Origin of the sequence: Marinibaculum pumilum (genome assembly GCF_042646425.1) — a bacterium.
Classification (GTDB): Bacteria; Pseudomonadota; Alphaproteobacteria; order Ferrovibrionales; family Ferrovibrionaceae; genus Marinibaculum; species Marinibaculum pumilum.
This window is the reverse complement of sequence record NZ_JBHRTR010000026.1, coordinates 26,661-44,836: the sequence shown is the minus strand read 5'-3', so window position 1 is coordinate 44,836 and position 18,176 is coordinate 26,661. Positions and strand designations below refer to the sequence as shown.

17 protein-coding genes are annotated in these 18,176 nt (G+C 70.3%); 6 read left to right on the top strand and 11 right to left on the bottom strand.

The genetic code is table 11. The features are described from left to right. Positions 1-103: 103 nt before the first annotated feature. Entirely contained in the window at positions 104-1,561 is a 1,458-nt protein-coding gene (locus ACFOGJ_RS11855; protein WP_379900551.1) for an aminotransferase-like domain-containing protein, read from the top strand. Positions 1,562-1,651: 90 nt separating this feature from the next. Here the strand turns inward: ACFOGJ_RS11855 and ACFOGJ_RS11850 are convergent, their stop codons facing one another. Both ACFOGJ_RS11850 and ACFOGJ_RS11845 read right to left on the bottom strand, forming a co-directional pair. Next, positions 1,652-2,128: a hypothetical protein gene (locus ACFOGJ_RS11850; protein WP_379900549.1), complete on the bottom strand. Its 477-nt coding sequence runs from the start codon at positions 2,126-2,128 to the stop codon at positions 1,652-1,654. An 11-nt stretch (positions 2,129-2,139) separates the two neighbouring features. Further along, entirely contained in the window at positions 2,140-3,189 is a 1,050-nt protein-coding gene (locus ACFOGJ_RS11845) for a class I SAM-dependent methyltransferase (protein WP_379900547.1), read from the bottom strand. Positions 3,190-3,337: 148 nt separating this feature from the next. On the opposite strand from ACFOGJ_RS11845, the gene ACFOGJ_RS11840 reads away from it, so the two are divergent. Continuing rightward, positions 3,338-3,637, top strand: coding sequence for a hypothetical protein (locus ACFOGJ_RS11840; protein ID WP_379900545.1), 300 nt, complete (start codon positions 3,338-3,340; stop codon positions 3,635-3,637). A gap of 4 nt (positions 3,638-3,641) precedes the next feature. Here the strand turns inward: ACFOGJ_RS11840 and ACFOGJ_RS11835 are convergent, their stop codons facing one another. The 5 genes from ACFOGJ_RS11835 to ACFOGJ_RS11815 all read right to left on the bottom strand — a co-directional run bounded on the left by ACFOGJ_RS11835 (position 3,642) and on the right by ACFOGJ_RS11815 (position 10,417). Beyond that, positions 3,642-4,946, bottom strand: a complete 1,305-nt coding sequence (locus tag ACFOGJ_RS11835; RefSeq protein ID WP_379900543.1) for an MFS transporter — start codon at positions 4,944-4,946, stop codon at positions 3,642-3,644. Between the two features lie 302 nt (positions 4,947-5,248). Beyond that, positions 5,249-5,644 carry a cupin domain-containing protein gene (locus ACFOGJ_RS11830; RefSeq protein ID WP_379900541.1) on the bottom strand — a complete coding sequence of 132 codons (396 nt, stop codon included), beginning with the start codon at positions 5,642-5,644 and terminating at the stop codon, positions 5,249-5,251. A gap of 44 nt (positions 5,645-5,688) precedes the next feature. Then, a complete protein-coding gene (locus tag ACFOGJ_RS11825; protein WP_379900539.1) occupies positions 5,689-8,124 on the bottom strand; it encodes a GcvT family protein in 2,436 nt (811 codons plus the stop codon). Beyond that, on the bottom strand, positions 8,121-9,011 hold the full coding sequence (locus ACFOGJ_RS11820) for a hypothetical protein (protein WP_379900537.1): 891 nt from the start codon (positions 9,009-9,011) through the stop codon (positions 8,121-8,123). Before ACFOGJ_RS11820 ends, ACFOGJ_RS11825 begins: the two co-directional genes overlap by 4 nt. A gap of 26 nt (positions 9,012-9,037) precedes the next feature. Then, positions 9,038-10,417, bottom strand: coding sequence for a glycine cleavage T C-terminal barrel domain-containing protein (locus ACFOGJ_RS11815; protein WP_379900535.1), 1,380 nt, complete (start codon positions 10,415-10,417; stop codon positions 9,038-9,040). Positions 10,418-10,657: 240 nt separating this feature from the next. On the opposite strand from ACFOGJ_RS11815, the gene ACFOGJ_RS11810 reads away from it, so the two are divergent. Further along, entirely contained in the window at positions 10,658-11,635 is a 978-nt protein-coding gene (locus ACFOGJ_RS11810) for a GlxA family transcriptional regulator (RefSeq protein ID WP_379900533.1), read from the top strand. 118 nt (positions 11,636-11,753) lie between these two features. Further along, positions 11,754-12,512, top strand: a complete 759-nt coding sequence (locus tag ACFOGJ_RS11805) for a DUF1275 family protein (RefSeq protein ID WP_379900531.1) — start codon at positions 11,754-11,756, stop codon at positions 12,510-12,512. Here the strand turns inward: ACFOGJ_RS11805 and ACFOGJ_RS11800 are convergent. Further along, on the bottom strand, positions 12,494-13,600 hold the full coding sequence (locus tag ACFOGJ_RS11800) for a class I SAM-dependent methyltransferase (RefSeq protein ID WP_379900529.1): 1,107 nt from the start codon (positions 13,598-13,600) through the stop codon (positions 12,494-12,496). The two genes, ACFOGJ_RS11805 and ACFOGJ_RS11800, sit on opposite strands and share 19 nt — an antisense overlap. 210 nt (positions 13,601-13,810) lie before the next feature. On the opposite strand from ACFOGJ_RS11800, the gene ACFOGJ_RS11795 reads away from it, so the two are divergent. After that, positions 13,811-14,713, top strand: coding sequence for a GlxA family transcriptional regulator (locus tag ACFOGJ_RS11795; RefSeq protein ID WP_379900527.1), 903 nt, complete (start codon positions 13,811-13,813; stop codon positions 14,711-14,713). 176 nt (positions 14,714-14,889) lie between these two features. Here ACFOGJ_RS11795 and ACFOGJ_RS11790 read toward each other — a convergent pair whose 3' ends face one another. From ACFOGJ_RS11790 to ACFOGJ_RS11780, 3 genes are all read right to left on the bottom strand, one after another. Beyond that, the gene (locus ACFOGJ_RS11790) at positions 14,890-15,501 is read right to left on the bottom strand and encodes a GNAT family N-acetyltransferase (protein ID WP_379900525.1); all 612 of its coding nucleotides are present in this window, start codon (positions 15,499-15,501) and stop codon (positions 14,890-14,892) included. A 111-nt stretch (positions 15,502-15,612) separates the two neighbouring features. After that, a complete protein-coding gene (locus ACFOGJ_RS11785; protein WP_379900523.1) occupies positions 15,613-16,677 on the bottom strand; it encodes a class I SAM-dependent methyltransferase in 1,065 nt (354 codons plus the stop codon). An 11-nt stretch (positions 16,678-16,688) separates the two neighbouring features. After that, positions 16,689-16,979 carry a hypothetical protein gene (locus tag ACFOGJ_RS11780; protein WP_379900521.1) on the bottom strand — a complete coding sequence of 97 codons (291 nt, stop codon included), beginning with the start codon at positions 16,977-16,979 and terminating at the stop codon, positions 16,689-16,691. Positions 16,980-17,129: 150 nt separating this feature from the next. On the opposite strand from ACFOGJ_RS11780, the gene ACFOGJ_RS11775 reads away from it, so the two are divergent. After that, complete coding sequence (locus tag ACFOGJ_RS11775) at positions 17,130-18,143, top strand: TRAP transporter substrate-binding protein (protein ID WP_379900519.1); 1,014 nt, start codon at positions 17,130-17,132, stop codon at positions 18,141-18,143. Positions 18,144-18,176: the final 33 nt, after the last annotated feature.

Below are 18,176 nucleotides of genomic sequence, written 5' to 3'. Positions count from 1 at the left end.
ATTGGCCGCATGAGATCGCGTGCCGGCGCCCGTGGGAGGAGCGGCCGGACCGCCGGGGGACAAAGGCCGCACCGGTGCCGACAACGCCAGAGCGGGAACCGCCTTGCTGCAGAAACCGAGACCGCTTCAGAAGCTGCTGGGCAACTGGCAGCAGGGCGACGGGCCGCTCTATGCCCGCCTGGCATCCGCCCTGCGTGCCGCGATGGCGCAGGGCGATATCGCCCCGGGGATCATGCTGCCGGCGGAGCGCACCCTCGCCGACACCCTGCGGGTCAGCCGCACCACGGTGGTAGGCGCGTTCCGCATGCTGCGCGACGAGGGCTGGCTGGACAGCCGCCAGGGCAGCGGCCATGTCGTCCGCCACCCGCAGCACGGCGTGCCTTCGCCCTATGTGAACCAGGATGTCGTCCGGGCGATGGCCCGCAACCCGATGCTGCGGCGCGCGGCGCCGGAGAGCAACGGGACGGTGGACTTCTCCGCCTCGCGGCAGGCGGGGATCGGCGCCCTGCTGGCCCGGGTGGCCGCGACACAGATGCCGGTGCTGGAGACCCTGCCGGACGGCAGCGGCTACCAGCCCTCCGGGCTGCCGGCGCTGCGGGAGGCGGTGGCCGGCTATGTCCAGCAGGTCGCCGGCCTGCCGACCGGGCCGGAGCAGATCCTGGTCACCTCAGGCGCGCAGCAGGCGATCTGGCTGATCGGCCAACTCTATGCGCCGCATGGCGAGCATGTCGTGCTGGAGAACCCGACCTATCCGGGCGCGATCAGCGCGCTGCGCATGGCCGGCGCCAACCTGGAGCCGCTGCCGGTGGCGCCCGACGGGTTCGTGCTGGACGGTCTGGAGGCGCAGCTGAAGACGATGCGGCCGCGCCTGGTCATGGTCTCGCCCAGCTGCCATGCGCCGACCGGCACGGTGATGCCGATCGCCCAGCGGGAGGCGCTGGTCGCACTGATCGACGCGCACCAGGTCGCGACGATCGAGGACCAGACGATGCTGGAGCTGCTGGTCGACGGCACGCGGCCGACCGCGCTCGCCGCGATCTCCGCCACCGCGCCGCTGCTGACCATCGGATCGCTGAGCAAGCTGTTCTGGCCCGGGCTGCGGCTCGGCTGGATCCGCGCGCCGCAGCCGATCATCGAACATCTGTCGCGGCTGAAGGCGGTCGTCGACATGGGCAGCTCGCCGATCGTGCAGATGCTGGCGGTCGGGCTGATGGCGCATGCCGACGAGGTGCGCGCGCTGCGCCACGCGGAGATCCGCCGCAGCCTGGACGTGCTGTGCGCGCAGATGACGGCGCTGCTGCCAGACTGGTCCTGGCAGCGGCCCGCCGGCGGGCTCTCCTTCTGGGCCCGCCTGCCAGCGGGAACCGCCACCGAATTCGCCCAGCTGGCGCTGCTGCACGGGGTCACCGTCGTCGCCGGCTCGGCACTGACCAGCGACGGCAGCGGCGACGACCATGTCCGGCTGCAATTCGTCCAGGACGATGAGACCATCGTGCTGGGGGTCCGGCGCCTCGCACAGGCCTGGCAGGCCTATGCGTCCCACCGGGCCGGGCGGGGGTAGCGGCGCCGTGCCACAACCGTCGCCCCCCACCCCCGTCCCCGTCATCCTCGGGCTTGACCCGAGGATGACGGCAAGGCGGGAGATCGCCCCCTACCGGCCCGCGCAGGCCTGCATGGCCAGGCAGAGGTCGTTCCAGACCTTCTGGTCGGTGATGCGGCCGTCGGCGATCTCGAAGCGGTCGATATAGCGCACTCCTTCGAAGGTGCTGCCGTCGTTCCATTCGCCGTACAGGGTGCCGTAGCAATAGACGATGCTGCCGTCCCCGCCGGCCTTCCCGACGGCCGGCAGTTCGTCGAAGCGTTCGAACACCTTCTTCACCCAGCGATAGGTCGCCGCCGCCAGGACCGGGACCTCCTCGCAGTCGGTCATCTCCCGTCCGCCGGGGAACAGCATGCGGCAGCCGGGCGCCAGATAGGCATTCGCCTCCGCATAGCGGCGGTCGGCGAACAGGGTCAGGAAGTCCCAGACCAGCTGCCCGCCGGCGCCCAGCCCGTCGCGCGACGCGATATGGGGCACGGGCCGGCTGCGCAGCCGCGCCGCCTCGTCGGACGTGATCGTCTCTGCCATGCCTGCGCTCCTCAGGGTTTGCGGCCGGCGAATAGCGCCCAGGGAAAGCGCCAGTACGGATAATCCGGGTCGGTGGCGCCCTCCCGCTCCGCGAACGGCGTGACCTCGACATCGACGAAGCCGGCGCGGGCGAAAGCCGCGGCGGCATCCATGCGGTCGAAATCGGCCATGAAGGCCTCGTTGTTGCGCTGCGCATGGCCGCGCATCAGGAAAGCTTCGAAGGTGTGCCGGCTGCGGAAGTCCAGATGCATGGCCCAGCCGCCCGGCTGCAGCAGGCGGAAGCTTTCCGCCAGCACGGTGTCGATCTCCGGCAGCGGCAGTTCGTGCAGCAGCTGGGTGGAGGTCACCAGGTCGAAGCTTTCGTCCGCCAGGCCGCTGCGCAGGCAGTCCGCCTGCCGGTAGGCGAGGTTGCGAAGCTGCAGCTCCGCGCCCTCCACCGCGGCGAGCTTCAGGCAGGGCGCCGACAGCTCGATGCCCAGCACCTCCGCTTCCGGGAAGGTGCGGGCCAGCGGGGTCGTGCTCTTGCCGAAGCCGCAGCCCATGTCGAGGATGCGGCGGAAGTCGCCATAGCTCCGCACCAGGTCGGCGAAGCGGTCATGCACCTCGAACCGCTTGGTGTTGGGATGGATGCTGAGCGCGCTGGCCTGGTAGACGAAGCCGTCGATATCGTCGCCGGCCAGGTTGCCGGGATGCTGGTGGATGTCGACGTCGCGATAGTATTGCGGGATCTCCATCGCGGGATCGAGCTGCAGCGGCACGGTGCCGCCGTCCCGGCCCGACAGCCGCGCCTCGACCTCTGCCCGGTTGCGCGCGAAGCTGGCCTTCAGGCCGTAGTCCGGGTGGGAATATTTCATCCGCTGGATGTGCCGCTCCAGCCAGGCATAGTAGCCGTAGAGCGGGTCGTCCTGCAGCGCCGCCTCGGCCTGTTCGGCACTGTCCGGCGCGCCGCCGAGCTTGCGTTGCGCATGCGCGGCGAACGCGGGATAGAGTTCCTTCGCCCAGTAGTTCCGCATGTCGCCGATCAGGGCCTGGAACGCCGTGGTCGATCTGTCGGTCTGCATCCGCCGAACTCCCAACAGGAATGGGCGGCCCCGCGCGCCGCGGGGCCCGTTGGGCTGCGAGGTTAGCGGATCCGGCATTGATGACAACTGGATGCAGCGGTCGCTATTCTCCGCCCCGATCCGACACCTCAGCCAGGACTACAGCGCGATGACGACCCAGGACGACCACGGCCCGGAGCAGACCTATTTCAGCGACCCGGCCGTCGATCGCCTGCTGGCCATGGTGATGACCCTGGCGTCGGAGCTCTGGGTGCAGAAGGACCGGGTCCTGGCGCTGGAGAACCTGCTGGCGGAGAAGGGCGTCCTGGAGCCCGGCAGCCTGGACCGCTACCAGCCGGACGAGGCGGAAGCCGCGCGCCTGGCGGAGGCCCGGCAGGCCTATGTGAAGACGCTGCTGGACAATGTCCTGGGCCGGGAGCAGTCGAAATCGGGGCCACGCGGGGAATAGGCGCTCAGCCGGCCCCTGATCCTGATCCTGATCCTGACCCGACCTCGTCCGCGCCGCCGCCGTCGTCCTTCGCTTCTGCCTGTTCGGCAGCCCAGGCGCCGGCGCTCTCCACCGCCACGGGCGAGGCGGTGGGCAGCACTGCCAGGTAGCTCTCCGTTTCCGCCACCGGCACCGCCGGGCGCTGGGTCATGCGGTAGAGGGCATAGAGCGCGATGGCGGCGAAGGTCCCGGCCAGGGTCAGCCAGAACGCGAAGGGGCCGAAGCGCTCCATCGTCCAGCCGGCGATCAGCGGACCGACGATGGCCCCGATACCGAAGCTGAGGATCAGCCCGCCGGAAGCGGCCGGCATCTCTTCCACCGACAGGTAGTCGTTGGTATAGGCGAGGAACAGCGCATAGAGCGGCGCCGTCACGCCGCCGGCCATGAAGGCGGCCACCATCAGCGGCCAGAAGCCGTCCCCGGCGAGCCAGCCCAGCGCGCAGGCGGCGACACCGAGGCCGGCCAAACCGAAGATCAGCCTGCGCCTGTCCACCCGGTCGGAAAGCCAGCCGATCGGGTATTGCAGCACCAGTGCCCCGGCGAACAGCATCGCGACGAACAGCGCGATCTCGCTTGTGCCCAACGCGATCTGGGTACCGAACACCGGGCCCATGCCGGCCTGGGTCGCATAGACGCCGCCCAGCAGGAAGATCCCGACGGTGCCGAGCGGGGAGCTGGCGAACAGGGCAGACAGGCCCATCGGCTTCGCCGCCTCGGTCACCGGCGCGCGGCTCACCGACAGCAGGATCGGCGAGAAGGAGACGGAGACCAGGATCGAGGCGAGAATGAACAGCCCGGCCGTCGCGGCATCGCCCAGGGTGAGCAGGCCCTGCGCACCGATGATGCCCAGGGTCTGCGCGATCATGTAGGCCGACAGCAGCTTGCCGCGGTTCTCGTTCGTGGCGGCATCGTTCAGCCAGCTTTCGGCGACGACATAGATGCCCGACATGCTGAAGCCGATGAGCAGCCGCAGCAGGGTCCAGGCCCAGGGCTCGGTCAGCAGCGGCAGGGCGATCAGGGCGGCGGACATGAAGCTGCCCAGCGCCGCGAACACCCGTACATGCCCGACCCGCCGGATCAGCACCGGGGTCAGCCGCGCGCCCGACAGGAAGCCCATGAAATAGCCGGAGGTGACGATCGCCAGCTCCGCCGACGAAAAGCCCTCCAGCCCGCCGCGCAGGCCGACCAGGGTGAAGTGCAGGCCGTTGCCCAGCATGATCAGGACGATGCCGGTCAGCAGCGCCCAGACGCCGGCCAGGACCTGGAGCATGAGACCTCCTCTCGCGTCGGGCGGTCGGGGGCACGCAATCGGAGCGGGCGCCAAGCGGCCCGCACATCACGCAGGCTGGACCATGTGGCCCGCTTCGGCAAACCGGTGCCGCAGACCTGGACCGGTTCCTAGGTCCGGTGTCCAGAGCCGGCCAGGCGGGAGGCGTTGCCCCCGGCCAAAAACGTCATCCCCGACTTGATCGGGGATCCATTCCGCCAGCCTCCAGGCTTCCGATCCGTTTGCGGAATGGATTCTCGGGTCAAGCCCGAGAACGACAATGTTTCCACTGCAGCCGGAAACCCTCAATCTTCCGGCGTCTGCTCCCCCACGAGATGCTCCGTCGGCTGCGGCGTCGCCGTCATCAGCCGCACCCCCGCCGTCTCGAACCGGTGCCAGGTGCCCTGCGGCACGACGATCAGCTGGCCCGCGCGCAGGCTGTGCCGCACCTCCTGCCCGTCCTGCAACAGGATCAGGTCGGTCTCGCCCTCCAGCACCTGGACCAGTTCGTCGCCGACCGGATGCCGCTCCCAGGCGCTGCGCCCGTCGAAGGCGGCGATGAACAGCCCGCCGTCGCGATAGGGCGCGACCCGGGCGAAGGCGTCCTTGCGCTCCGCGTCGGTCGTCTGCGGCGTGCGGTTGTGCAGCGGCGTCAGCGCGGCCAGCGCCGCGTTCAGGTCGATCGGTATGGCCTTAGTCATAATGCCGATGATGGCACCCCGCGGTACGCCCGTCACGCCCCCCTTCAGGCCCGAAGGCGCGCATTCTCCGGGTCGTAGGGGCTGTCCGCCACCACCATGGCCGGGTGGCGGCGGCCCAGGATCTCCAGTTCCAGGCCGGTGCCGGGCGCGGCGAGCGCGGGATCGACCATGGCCAGTGCCAGCGCACGCTCCAGCCGGAAGCCGTAGCCGCCGGAGGTGGCGCGGCCCGCCATTTCGCCATTGGCGAAGACCGGGGCATTGGCCAGCGGGTCGGCATCGTTGCCGGCCTGCACTTCCAGGGTGACCAGCGCGTTGCGGAAGCCCCGGTCGCGCCAGGCGAGCAGGGAATCGCGGCCGATGAAATCGCCCTTGTCCGGGTGGACGAAGCGGTCCAGGCCGGATTCCCAGGCGGCATATTCGATCGACAGTTCCGCCCCCACCATGCGGTAGGACTTTTCCAGCCGCAGGCTGTCCATGGCGCGGATGCCGAAGGGCTTCAGCGCCAGGTCGGCGCCGGCCGCGACCAGCCCGTCGAACAGCCGGTTCTGCATCTCGATCGGGTGGTGCAGCTCCCAGCCCAGCTCGCCCACGAAGTTCACCCGCAGCGCCTTCACCGGCACGCCGGCGATGTCGATCTGCTGCCCCGACAGCCAGGGGAAGGCCGCGCCCGACAGGTCCGCCCGGGTCAGCCGCGACAGCAGGGTTCGCGCCTTCGGCCCGGCCACCACCAGTACGCCGATGGCGGTGGTCAGGTCGTCGAAGCGGACCGAGCCGTCGTCCGGCAGGTGCCGCCACAGCCAGTCATGGTCGAGCCGGGTATAGCCGGCGGCGGAGACCAGGTAGAAGCTGTCCTCCGCCTCTCGCTGGATCGTGAATTCCGAATGCACGCCGCCGCCGGCTGCCAGCGCATGGCAGAGCGCGATGCGGCCCGCCTTGCGCGGCAGGCGGTTCGCCACCAGCCGGTCCAGGAAGGCTTCCGCGCCCGGTCCCGACAGCCGCGCCTTGGCGAAGGGGGTCATGTCCAGCAGGCCGACATGGTCCATCACATGACGGCATTCCGCACCGACGGGATCGAACCAGCGGGAGCGGCGGAACGACCAATGGTCCTCCGCCGCGCTGCCGGCGGGGGCGAACCAGTTCGCCCGTTCCCAGCCGTATTTCTGGCCGAACACCGCGCCCATCGCCTGCAGCCGGTCGTGGCAGGGCGCCGTCTTCAGCGGTCGCGCCGCCGGCCGTTCCTCGTCCGGGTAATGCACGGTGAAGACGTTGGCATAGGCCTCCTCGTTCTTCTCCCGCAGCCAGGCGCCGGAGGCATAGGGGCCGAAGCGCCGCGGGTCGACCCCCAGCATGTCGATGCCGGGTTCGCCCTCCACGATCCATTCGGCCAGCTGCCAGCCGGCGCCGCCGGCGGCGGTGATGCCGAAGGAATGGCCCTCGTTGAGCCAGAAGTTGCGCAGGCCCGGCGCCGGGCCGATTAGCGGGCTGCCGTCGGGGGTATAGGCGATGGCGCCGTTATAGACCCGCTTCACCCCCAGCTCGCCGAAGGCGGGCACCCGGTGGATCGCGCTCTCGATATGCGGCGCCAGCCTGTCCAGGTCTTCCTGGAACAGCTCGTACTCCACATCGCCGGCAGGTCCGTCGAGGTAGCAGCAGGGGGCGCCCGTCTCGTAGGGGCCGAGCAGCAGGCCGCCCGCCTCCTCCCGCATGTACCAGGAGCCGTCGGATTCCCGCAGCACGCCCATCTCGGGCAGGCCGGCCCTGCGGCGGGCCTGGATCTCCGGATGCGCCTCGGTGACGATGAACTGGTGCTCCACCGGCTGCACCGGCACGTCCAGCCCGACCATCGCGGCGGTCCGGCGCGCGAAGCTGCCGGTGCAGGAGACCACATGCTCGGCCACGATCTCGCCGCGGTCGGTGGTCACCCGCCAGGCGCCGCCGGGCAGCTGCGCGATGGCCGTCACCGCGGTGTTGCGATGGATCTCCGCCCCGCCGGCGCGCGACAGGGCGGCGAAGGCCTGGCTCAGGTCGGCCGGCTGGACATAGCCGTCCTGCGGGTGCCGGATCGCGCCCAGCAGGCCATCGGTGGAACAGAGCGGCCAGATCTCCTGCACCTGGTCCGGCGTCAGGAATTCCACCTGCACGCCGATGGTGGCGGCGACCCCGGCATAGTGGCGGTATTCGTCCATCCGGTCGGGGGTCATCGCCAGCCGGATATTGCCGACCCGGCGCAGGCCCAGCTCCAGCCCCTGTTCCTCCTGCAGGCGGGTGTAGAGGGCGACGGAGTATTTGTGGATCTGGCCGACCGAGTAGCTGAGGTTGAACAGCGGCAGCAGGCCGGCCGCATGCCAGGTGGAGCCGGAGGTCAGCTCCTTGCGTTCCAGCAGCACGACGTCGCGCCAGCCTTTTTGAACCAGATGGTAGAGGGTGCCGAGGCCGACCGCCCCGCCGCCGATCACCACGGCCCGCGCATGACTTTTCATGACCCACCTCCCGCGCCCGCTTCCCGCATCTGTTCCGCCGCCCGCCAGGCCGTCAGCCAGTCCAGACTCTGCCCCACCCCGCCGAAGGGGAACAGGTGCAGCCCCGCCACCGGCAGGTCCGGCCGGGCCCGGCAATGGGCGAGCAGGCCGTCGGCCATCGCCTGCGGCGTCCAGGAGCCGGCCAGCCGCCGCACCGGTCCCCGCCGCAGGCCGCGGGCCGAGGCCGCCACCCCGCATTGCAGGGCGAAGCGCAGCAGGGTTCGCATCCCCGAAGGTCCGGGCAGGCCGATCCGTACCGGCAGGCCATGGCCCATGGCAGCATGCGCGTCGAGCCAGGCGGCCACCGGCGCCGGCTCGAAGGCGAACTGGCCGACCATCCACAGCCGGCTGCCGGTAGCCGCGGCGTAGGCCAGCTTCGCCGCCAGTGCCGCCTGCAGGGCATCGGGCGGCACCAGCGGATGCCCGTCCGGATAGCCGGTGACACCCAGCTGCATGAAGCCACGCCGCCACAGCGCGCCGCCGGCCAGCAAGGCCGGCACGTCGGCATAGGGCCCGGCGGGCCGGTCGCGATCGCCGCCGACCAGCATCAGCCGGTCGACGCCGCGCGCGGACAGCGCCGCCAGCCAGGCATCCAGCCAGCCGCGGCCCGGCACCGCGCGGGCCGCCAGATGCGGCACCGGCCGGAAACCCCAGTCGCGCAGGCGGTCCACCGCCGCCATCGTCTGCGCGACCTGCGCCGGCGCCGCGGCGCCGGGCAGGAACGGCAGATAGACCGAACAGCCTGCCGGCAACCCGGCTGGCGGGGCGGCCATCGCCGCCACCGCCCGCGGCATCATCTCGATCGAGATGTCGTCGGCCAGCCGTGCCGCCGCGTCAGCCATCCTCATCACTGGCCCCTCGCCGCAGCAGCGGCTCAGTAGGCGAAGTCGCGACCGGCGGCGCGCGCCTTTTCCCGCGCGTTGGCATTGACGGAGGGGCGGAACGGTACCTCGACCACTTCCGCCTCCACCGGCACGCCGGGCACCTCGGCATACTCGTCCGGCAGCCAGACCTTCAGGGCCGTACCGAGAGCCGTCATCCCGACCGGCACGAAGCCGAGCGCGATGTTGCAGCCCAGTTCCGGCGAGAACCAGGGCGAGGTGACATAGCCGACCGGCGGGCCGGCATCGCTGTCGGAGATCAGCCAGAAGTCCGGCGCATAGTCGGTGATCGGCTGGCCGCCGAGCTTCATGCCGACCATGGTGTTGCGGTAGGGCGGGTTGCCCGCCTCCAGTTCCGCGCGCACCGCTTCCAGCCGCGCCTTGCCGATATAGTCGGCCTGCTTCTTCCGCGGTACCTGGTAGCCCAGGTTGCACTGGAAGGGCAGCACCTCCTGGTCCATGTCCTGACCCCAGGACAGGATGCCGGCGGCGATGCGCCGGTGATGCGCGGGCGCGATCACCTGCAGGCCGTGCGGCCGGCCGGCCTCCAGCACGTGGCGCCACATGTCCTCGGCATGCAGGGTCGCGTCGCGCAGGTAGATCTCATAGCCCTTCTCGCCGGTGAAGCCGGTCTGCGAGATCACCACCGGATGGCCGGCGATCTCCGCCTCCATCAGGCCGTAGAAGGGGATGTCCAGCACCGCCTCGCCGACCAGGTCGGTCATCAGCGCGGCGGATTTCGGGCCCTGGATCTGCACCGGGCAGACGTCGACCTCGCCGATCGCCACGTCATAGCCCAGGCCGATATTGACGCCGCGCAGCCACCATTCGATGTCGCTGTCCGACAGCGAGAACCAGAACTCGTCCTCGGCCAGGCGCAGCAGGACCGGGTCGTTCAGGATGCCGCCGGCCTCGTTGCAGAGGATCACGTACTTGGCGTGCATCGGCGCGATGCGGGTGGCGTCGCGGGTGATCACCCGGTTCACGAACGCCTCCGCATCCGGGCCCTTCACCCGGATCTGGCGCTCCACCGCCACGTTCCACATGGTCACATGGTTGACCAGGGCGTCGTATTCGACCATGGCGCCGCCATCCTCGGGGCGGACATAGCCGCGCGGATGATAGACCCGGTTGTAGACCGTGGCGCGCCAGCAGCCGGCCTCGTGGGAAAGGTGCCAGTAGGGCGATTTCCGCACCCGGGTGGAGATCAGCATCTCCACCGGCGTGCGACCCGACTGGCGCAGGTTGACGGGCACTTGGCGGTCCGACTGGTCGACCGACCGGCATTGCAGGTCCGGTCCGAAGGCGGGCGTCGCCCCGCCGGCAGTGAAGGGGCCGCTGGCCCCGTCCTTGGGGTAGAACGCTTCGCTCATCGGGGCACCTCCGTCGCGGGAAAGGCTGCATGTCGGTCGAAGCGTGATCCGTTCCGCCCTGCGCTTTTTCCGCGAAAACGACGGAGAATGTCGCCCGTCCGTCATCCGTTGCGATTTTTGCGCGCAACGGGAAAACTGTCGGTTCCTGGCGCAGGAGGACCGCCGATGACAGCTGACCGCAGCACCAACGCTCGGGCGGTTGGGGCGCGTCCTGCATCCCGCCCGGACAGTGCGCCGCAGATGGTCCTGTTCCTGCTGGTGCCGGACTTCTCGATGATTTCCTTCACCGCCTGCCTGGAGCCGCTGCGGGTCGCCAACCGCATGGCCGAACGGCCCCTCTATGTCTGGCGCACCGCCAGCATCGACGGGGCGCCGGTGCGCGCCAGCAACGGCGTGCCAGTGATGCCCGACATCGCCATCGGCGATGCCGGGCGTACCGGCATGGCGGTGGTCTGCGCCGGCCTCAACGCGGACCGCTTCAGCGACGGCACGGTGCTCGCCTGGCTGCGCCAGACCGCGCGCGCCGGGGTGACGATGGGCGGGATCTGCACCGGCGCCCTGATCCTGGCCCGCGCCGGGCTGCTGACCGGGCGGCGCTGCACCATCCATTGGGAGAACATGGAGGGCTTCGCCGAGGAGTTTCCGGAGCAGGACATCACCGCGACGATGTTCGAGGTCGACCGCGACCGCTTCACCTGCTCCGGCGGGACCGCGCCGCTGGACATGATGGTGCACCTGATCGGGCGCGATCACGGCGAGGCGCTGGCCATGCAGGTGGCGGAGCAGATGCTGCACACGCCGGTCCGGCATGCCGGTGATCCGCAACGCAGCGGGCTGCAGTACCGCACCGGCATCAGCCATCCGAAGCTGCTGGCGGCGATCGCCGCGATGGAGGCGCATCTGGAAGCCCCGCTGGGCATGGACGACCTGGCCGCGCAGGTCGGCCTGTCGCCCCGGCAGCTGGAGCGGCTGTTCCGCCAGCATCTCGACCGGCCGCCGCGCCGTTATTACCTGGAACTCCGCCTGAAGCGCGCACGGCACCTGCTGCTGCAGACGCCGATGCCGGTGATCCAGGTGGCGGTCGCCTGCGGCTTCACCTCCGCCTCCCATTTCGCCGATGCCTATCACGCCTGTTTCGGCCATGCGCCGCGCGCAGAACGGCAGCGGGGGAACGGCGGTCCTGCCGCGGCGGGCGATCCGCGACGGCCCCGGGACTGATACCGCCGCCAGGTCCTGGCGCTGCCCATGTGGCATCCGGCACGCACCTGACCGAAGATGCATGCTGCCACCGGCCATGCCACCCGGCGCAGCCCCCGAGACCTTCAGAGGAAACGCCATGACCGCCTCGGCCCCGGCCGGCAGTGCACGCGCCCTGCCCATCCTGCTGGCCTATGTGACCGCCTATGTCGACGTGACCTGCTACCTGGCGCTGTTCAACACCTTCACCGCGTTCATCGCCGGTTCGGTGATCCTGCTGGGCACGGAACTAATTCACGAGACCGACGGCGGCGTCGCCTTCAACGACAGCACGGTACCGATCAAGCTGACCGTGGTGCTGGGCTATCTGGCGTTCACCACGCTCTGGGTCCTGCTGCTGCGCCGTCTCCGAAACTGGCGGCCGCTGCTGGTCGTGCTGCTGGGCGTCGAGGCGGTGCTGCTGGCGCTGTTCACCGCCGGCGGCTGGCAGACCGCGCCGCTGGCCGGCCCGCAGGCCTTCGCCACCCTGTCGCTGGCGCTGCTGGCGGTGCTGACGATGTCGCTGCAGAGCGCGATCCAGGAGATGCTGCTGCGCGGCCCGATGCCGACATCCGTCAGCGCCGGCAACCTGACCAAGCTGGCCGGGCTCGCCCTTGACGCGATGCGGCGGCGCAGGGCGGGACAGCTGCCGGAGGGCGGCACCCGCAGCCTGGTTCTACCCTTCTTCGCTGCGCTCCTGGCGTTCGTGGTCGGCGCGATCTCGGGCGCCTACGGCTATGCCGAATTCGGCTTTCCCGCCATGATCGCGCCGACCCTCCTGCTTGCCCTGGCCGCCCTGCTGGCGACCGGAGCCGCTACTGCAGCCCCGGCCGGTGCCGGTCAGGGCCGGCAGACGTAGTAGGCGTTCTGGCTGTCGTGCGGCAGTTCGTGCGTCTCCACCTGCCCGAACCCCGCTTCGCGGAAATGGCGCTGCGCCATCTCCCGCCCCCACATGGCGCCCAGCCCCTCGCCGCCCTGCGCCAGGGAGACCGACATGCAGTGCATGCAGGACACGGTGTAGAGCAGGGTGCCGAGCGGATGGTCGCGGTCGCCGTGATGATGGCCGGAGCCGTTCACGTCCTGCGCCAGGTAGACGCCGTCCGGGGCCAGGGCCCGGCGGATGCCGCGCAGCATCGCCAGCGGCCGCGCCTGGTCGTGGATCGCATCGAAGGTGGTGACCAGGTCGAATTCCGCTTCCGGCGCGGTCACGTCGAAGTCGCGCAGGTCGCGGATCTCGAAGCGCAGGTTGTGCAGGTCCCGGCGCAACGCCTCCGCCTGCGCCCAGGAGATGGCGTCGGCCGACAGGTCCAGGCCGGTGAAGGCGCTGTCGGGAAAGGCCGCCGCCATCTGCATCAGCGCCAGGCCGCGGCCGCAGCCGATGTCCAGCACCTCGATTCCCGCACGCAGCCGGTCGGTCAGCCCCGGCACCAGCGGCAGGATATGGTCGGTCAGGGCCGGCAGCACGGTCTGGCCGCTATCCTCCGCCATCACCTCGTGAAAGCGGCCGTAGCGGTGGTAGGGCACGCCGCCGCCGTCGCGGAAACAGGCCAGCACATCATCCTCCACAGCACCCAGCAGCGGGATGTACTGCGCCATAGCGGCCAGGTTGGCATCGCCCGTCCGGGTCAGCAGCGCGGCATGTTCCGCCGGCAGGCGGTAGCGGCCGCTGCCCGCGTCCAGCTCCACGACATGGGCGACGGTCATCGCGCCCAGCCATTCGCGCACATAGCGTTCCTGCAGCCCGGCGGCCTCGGCCAGGCCGACGCTGTCCACCGGCCCTGCGGCGGCGAGCGCATCCAGCAGCCCGCTGCGGTGGCCCAGAGAGAGCATCAGCATCAGCGCCGCCTCGTTCAGCGCGCCCACCATCCGTTCCTCGAATTCCATCTGGCGGACAGGATCGGCCTGCCTCGTTTCGCCTGCGGTCGTCACTTCCGTCATCGCGTTCATGGCTCGGTCTCCTGTCTCGGCCGGTGCGTCGATGACGCCTGCCTACCGCGCCGGCCCTGCCCGCGCTAAAGTCGTTTGCGACAGAAGCGGGCCGATCGTGCCACAACCGATCAAGATGAAGCGGATTCCCTCTACGGCATGTACGACCTGTTCGTCTCCGTCGGGCGGGACTGACGCTTCCTGACCGAAGGTGCGGCGGGGGAACAGGGCATGCGGCCGCTGGTGGTCGCGGCCGATCCGCGCGGCTTCCAGGCCGGCAACGGCGCCTATATCCGTCCCGACCTTGCGCTGGCCGATTGTCCCGGCGAAGGCGATCCCTGGCCGGACCTGTTCGTCGCACCCGGCACGGACCTGGCCGGCCGCGACCCGCAGGAGGTCGAGTGGCTGCGCCGCTGCCATGCTGCCGGTACGACGATCGCCGCATCCTGTTCGGGCGCATTGCTGCTGGCGGAGAGCGGCCTGCTGGACTGCTGCGCGGCAACGATCCACTGGGCCTATTGCACGGCGATGCAGCGCAGCGATCCGCGGGTGGAGGTGCAGGGCAGCCGGGTGCTGGTCGCTGCCGGCGAAGGCCAGCGCATCAATACCGCCGGCGGCGGCACGTCATGGCAGGACATGGCGTTGTTCCTGGTGGCGCTCCATTTCGGGCAGGAAGAGGCGATGCACCTGGCGCGCATCTACCTGATGGACTGGCATCCCCATGGCCAGCTGCCCTTCGCCGCCCTGGCCGGCAGCCGCCAGGACAGCGACCGGCAGGTCGCGCTGGCGCAGGACTGGCTGGCGGAGAACTACCAGACGCCCCATGCGGTGGCGGACATGGTGGCGGCGAGCGGCCTGCCCGACCGCTCCTACAAGCACCGCTTCCGCCAGGCGACCGGCATGACGCCGATCGACTATGTCCACACCCTGCGGCTGGAGGAGGCGAAGCAGGCGCTGGAGACCGGCACCGACCCGGTGGAGGCGGTTGCGGCGGAAGTCGGCTACGAGGATGCCAGCTTCGTCCGCCGCCGGTTCCGCCGCAAGGTCGGCCTGTCCCCGTCGGAATACCGCCGCCGCTTCGCCACCATCCGCCGCGCCCTGGGCGAGGCGGAGGCCGGCCGCACGGCGGCTTAGGGCCGGTGCTGCTAGCCGATCTCAGACTTTCCCGTCATCCTCGGCCCCCGAGCCGAGGATCGTGACGGAACGGCGACGCTGCGAGGCGGTGCGGCGTCGACGCCGGCGCTGGGATCCTCGGCTCGGGGGCCGAGGATGACGGAAAGGCGGGCGTTGGCGGTGGCTTCCTCCCGGCCTCATACCGCCTTCACCAGCAGCAGCACCCGGCCGTCATAATAGGGCTGGCAGGGATGGTCGAGGACCGGCCGGCTGTCCGCCTCGACATAGCCGAGCCGGCGATAGAGCCGCACCGCGCCCGCATTCTGGGAAAAGACCTGGATGGACAGCCGCTCCAGGCCGGCCGCCTTCGCCCGCGCCTCCGCCGCCGCCATCAGCCGGTAGCCGAGGCCGGCGTCGCGCCGGCCCGGCAGCACGGCCAGCGCGTTGACGTAGAAGCTGCCGGGCACCTCATGCTCCAGTTCCACGACGGGCCGGATCACCGCCGGCAGGTCCGGGACGGCCGCCCGGTCCGCCGCCGACGGCGCTTCGATCGGATAGCCCAGCATCAAGCCGGCCACGGCACCTTCGCTTTCCGCCACCGTGGCGTGGCGCCAGGAGAAGCCGCCTTCGTCGCGGCGGGCGCGGGCGGCGCCGACGTCCAGCGGGCTTTCGTCGGGCTGCGCCATGCCGGACCAGAGGTGGTGGGGGATGCCCTCCCCGGCGATGTCGATCAGCTTCGCCAGCGCCCGCGCGTCGGCAGGACGTGCGGGACGCAGGACGGCGGTATCCGGCTGTACGTGCATGTTCATGGCTTCGATCTCCCTGCCAGCATTGCAATGGCAGGGATATGCGCCGCGGCGGGCCCGGACGGCAGCGGCGGATAGGACAGGACCGGGCCGAACGTGCCAGTCAGGTCCGGCTCAAGCTTCCGCCGCGATCACCGTCCAGGGAAAGCGCCAGGTCGGGCTGTCGGCGGTGTCGACGCCCTCGGCTTCCGCGAAAGGTTCGACACTGACATTGCGGAAGCCGCGCGCGGAAAGTTCCGCCGCCACGTCCATTTCCGCAAAAGGCGGCATGTAGGGCTCGTTGTTGCGCCGCGCATGGCCATAGTGGATGAAGCGGTGGAAGGCGTCCGGCAGCAGCCAGAAGTCCAGATGCACCATCCGCCCGCCCGGCGCCAGCAGGCGCCGCGCCTCGTCCAGCAGCGCGCCGATCGCCTTCGGCGGCATCTCATGCAGCAGCATGGTGGAGGTGACCAGGTCGAAACTGCCGTCCGGATAGTCGGTGGCGCGGGCATCCATCTGGCGGAAGCGGACGCGGGACGCCTGCGCCGCCGCGGCCTCCGCCGCCGCCAGCTTCAGGCAGGGCGCGGACAGGTCGATGCCGTCGATCTCCGCCTCCCGGAACATCTCCCAGAACGGGCCGGTCGACTTGCCGAAGCCGCAGCCCATGTCGAGGATCCGCGCCGGCCTGGCCTGTCCGAACGCTGCCGCCACCCGGTCGGTGAAGCGGCCGTGCAGGTCCTTGTGCTTCGCGCCCAGCAGCGGCGTCGTCGAGCGCGCGCCGCGCTCGTAGACCAGGCCGGCGATATCGTCGCGCCAGACGCCGCCCGGATGCTGGTGGATGTCGATTGCGGTGAAGTATTTCGGGATCGCGAACTCCGGATCGGTCTCCGCCCGCTGTTCGGGCGGCAGGTCGTCCAGGCGCGCCAGCAGCGCCTGCCGCCGCGCCGCGTGATAGGGCACCAGGCCGTAGCGGCCGCTGTATTTCATCCGCTGCAGGTGCCGCTCCAGCCAGGCATAGCCGCGGTAGAGGGGGCTGTCCGCCACCAGGTCCGCGACCTCGGCCACGGTTTGCGGCTCGGCACCGGCGCGGTCGGCCTTCTGCCGGTACTCCGCCTTCAGCGCCGGATAGACCTTCGTCGTCCAGTGGCGCTTCACGTCCAGCACGAAGTCCTGCGCGGCCACGAAGCTGCGATCGTCCATGGCGGCCCCCGTCAGGATGCGCCGAGCGAGACCTGCCGCCCGAGCATGTTGTCCATCAGATGGGCGACGAAGGCCTCGCGCTCCGCCGCCATGGCGCGGCGGTCGGCATCGCCGGGCTCGGCATCCAGCAGGTCGGCGAGGTCGAGGCCGCGCGCGGCCAGCGCCCGTTCCAGTGCCGCCTGCCGGTCCTTCATCACCCAGACCTCGGTGGCCAGCGCCATCACCACGCCCATCACCCGGTCCAGCGCCGGGTCGGTGAAGAAGGTCTGTTCCGGCCGGGTCTGCGGTTCGGGTTCGCTCATTGCCGCCTCCGTCGGTATAGCCGCCGTCAGCATGCCATTCCCGCCGGTCAGGGGCGAGGGCCGCAAAAGACGCCACCCGGCACTGGCGCCGCGCACCGCTGTACCGGCATAATCCGGCCCAACGAACAACCAATCAGGGGAGGACAGATCATGACCCGCCATCTGCTGTCGCTCGCGGCGGCCGCCGCGCTGGGGATCGCCACGTTCGCCGGCCAAGCGCCGGAGGCCCGGGCCGAAGGGCCCGAGACGACGATGCGGATCACCCTGCAGCTGCCGCTGAAGGCGCATCTCGGCCAGAACCTGGTGCTGTTCAAGGAGGAGGTGGAGGCCGCCTCGCAGGGCGAGATCGAGGTGCAGATCTACGATTCCGCGCAGCTCTACAAGGACAATGAGGTGCCGCAGGCCGTCGGGTCAGGCGCCATCGAGGCCGGCGTCGCCTCGCTCACCCGCTATGTCGGCGACGCGCCGATCGTCGACATCTTCTACCAGCCGTTCCTGTTCGACACCGAGCAGAAGGTGCGCAAGGCGGTGGCGCCGGGCTCCGCCATCCGCGCGCCGATCGACGCCGCGATCGCCGATACCGGCTCCACCGTGCTGTGGTGGCAGGCCTATGGCGGCGCGATCATGCTGTCGCACAAGACCCCCATCAAGACGCCGGCCGACATGAAGGGCAAGAAGGTCCGCGTGTTCGGCAAGACCCTGGGCGATTTCGTCGAGGCGGCGGGCGGCTCCCCCACCATCATCTCCGGCTCGGAGCAGTACCTGGCCTATCAGCGCGGCACCGTCGACATCGGCATGACCGGCGTGTCCGGCGTGAAGAGCCGCAAGCTGTGGGAGGTGATGGACGTGATCACCAACACCAACAACGCGGTGATCGAATTCATCGTGGTGGTGAACACCGACTGGTGGAACAAGCTGCCGGAGGGCCATCGCGCCATCATCTCGCAGGCCGCGCGCCAGGCGGAGATCAGCGTGCGCGACAAGATGGCCTCCATCGAGGCGGACGCCTATGCCGCCGCGAAGGAGAACGGCATGTCGGTCTACACGCCGACCGCCGACGAGATCGCGGAGTGGAAGAAGGTCTCCCAGCCGGTCTACGAGAAGTTCCTCGCCGCCACCGGCGAGACGGGCAAGAAGATGATGGAAGCCGCGCAGGGGATGTAAGGCGGGCCTGAACCGGGCCCTGCTGCAGCCCTG

What these genes read in the sequence shown, in the direction of transcription:
- ACFOGJ_RS11850 (WP_379900549.1), bottom strand. Translation starts at nt 2,128, where the DNA reads ATGGCAGAGACGATCACGTCCGACGAGGCGGCGCGGCTGCGCAGCCGG.
- ACFOGJ_RS11845 (WP_379900547.1), bottom strand. Translation starts at nt 3,189, where the DNA reads ATGCAGACCGACAGATCGACCACGGCGTTCCAGGCCCTGATCGGCGAC.
- ACFOGJ_RS11840 (WP_379900545.1), top strand. Translation starts at nt 3,338, where the DNA reads ATGACGACCCAGGACGACCACGGCCCGGAGCAGACCTATTTCAGCGAC.
- ACFOGJ_RS11835 (WP_379900543.1), bottom strand. Translation starts at nt 4,946, where the DNA reads ATGCTCCAGGTCCTGGCCGGCGTCTGGGCGCTGCTGACCGGCATCGTC.
- ACFOGJ_RS11830 (WP_379900541.1), bottom strand. Translation starts at nt 5,644, where the DNA reads ATGACTAAGGCCATACCGATCGACCTGAACGCGGCGCTGGCCGCGCTG.
- ACFOGJ_RS11825 (WP_379900539.1), bottom strand. Translation starts at nt 8,124, where the DNA reads ATGAAAAGTCATGCGCGGGCCGTGGTGATCGGCGGCGGGGCGGTCGGC.
- ACFOGJ_RS11820 (WP_379900537.1), bottom strand. Translation starts at nt 9,011, where the DNA reads ATGAGGATGGCTGACGCGGCGGCACGGCTGGCCGACGACATCTCGATC.
- ACFOGJ_RS11815 (WP_379900535.1), bottom strand. Translation starts at nt 10,417, where the DNA reads ATGAGCGAAGCGTTCTACCCCAAGGACGGGGCCAGCGGCCCCTTCACT.
- ACFOGJ_RS11810 (WP_379900533.1), top strand. Translation starts at nt 10,658, where the DNA reads ATGGTCCTGTTCCTGCTGGTGCCGGACTTCTCGATGATTTCCTTCACC.
- ACFOGJ_RS11805 (WP_379900531.1), top strand. Translation starts at nt 11,754, where the DNA reads ATGACCGCCTCGGCCCCGGCCGGCAGTGCACGCGCCCTGCCCATCCTG.
- ACFOGJ_RS11800 (WP_379900529.1), bottom strand. Translation starts at nt 13,600, where the DNA reads ATGAACGCGATGACGGAAGTGACGACCGCAGGCGAAACGAGGCAGGCC.
- ACFOGJ_RS11795 (WP_379900527.1), top strand. Translation starts at nt 13,811, where the DNA reads ATGCGGCCGCTGGTGGTCGCGGCCGATCCGCGCGGCTTCCAGGCCGGC.
- ACFOGJ_RS11790 (WP_379900525.1), bottom strand. Translation starts at nt 15,501, where the DNA reads ATGAACATGCACGTACAGCCGGATACCGCCGTCCTGCGTCCCGCACGT.
- ACFOGJ_RS11785 (WP_379900523.1), bottom strand. Translation starts at nt 16,677, where the DNA reads ATGGACGATCGCAGCTTCGTGGCCGCGCAGGACTTCGTGCTGGACGTG.
- ACFOGJ_RS11780 (WP_379900521.1), bottom strand. Translation starts at nt 16,979, where the DNA reads ATGAGCGAACCCGAACCGCAGACCCGGCCGGAACAGACCTTCTTCACC.
- ACFOGJ_RS11775 (WP_379900519.1), top strand. Translation starts at nt 17,130, where the DNA reads ATGACCCGCCATCTGCTGTCGCTCGCGGCGGCCGCCGCGCTGGGGATC.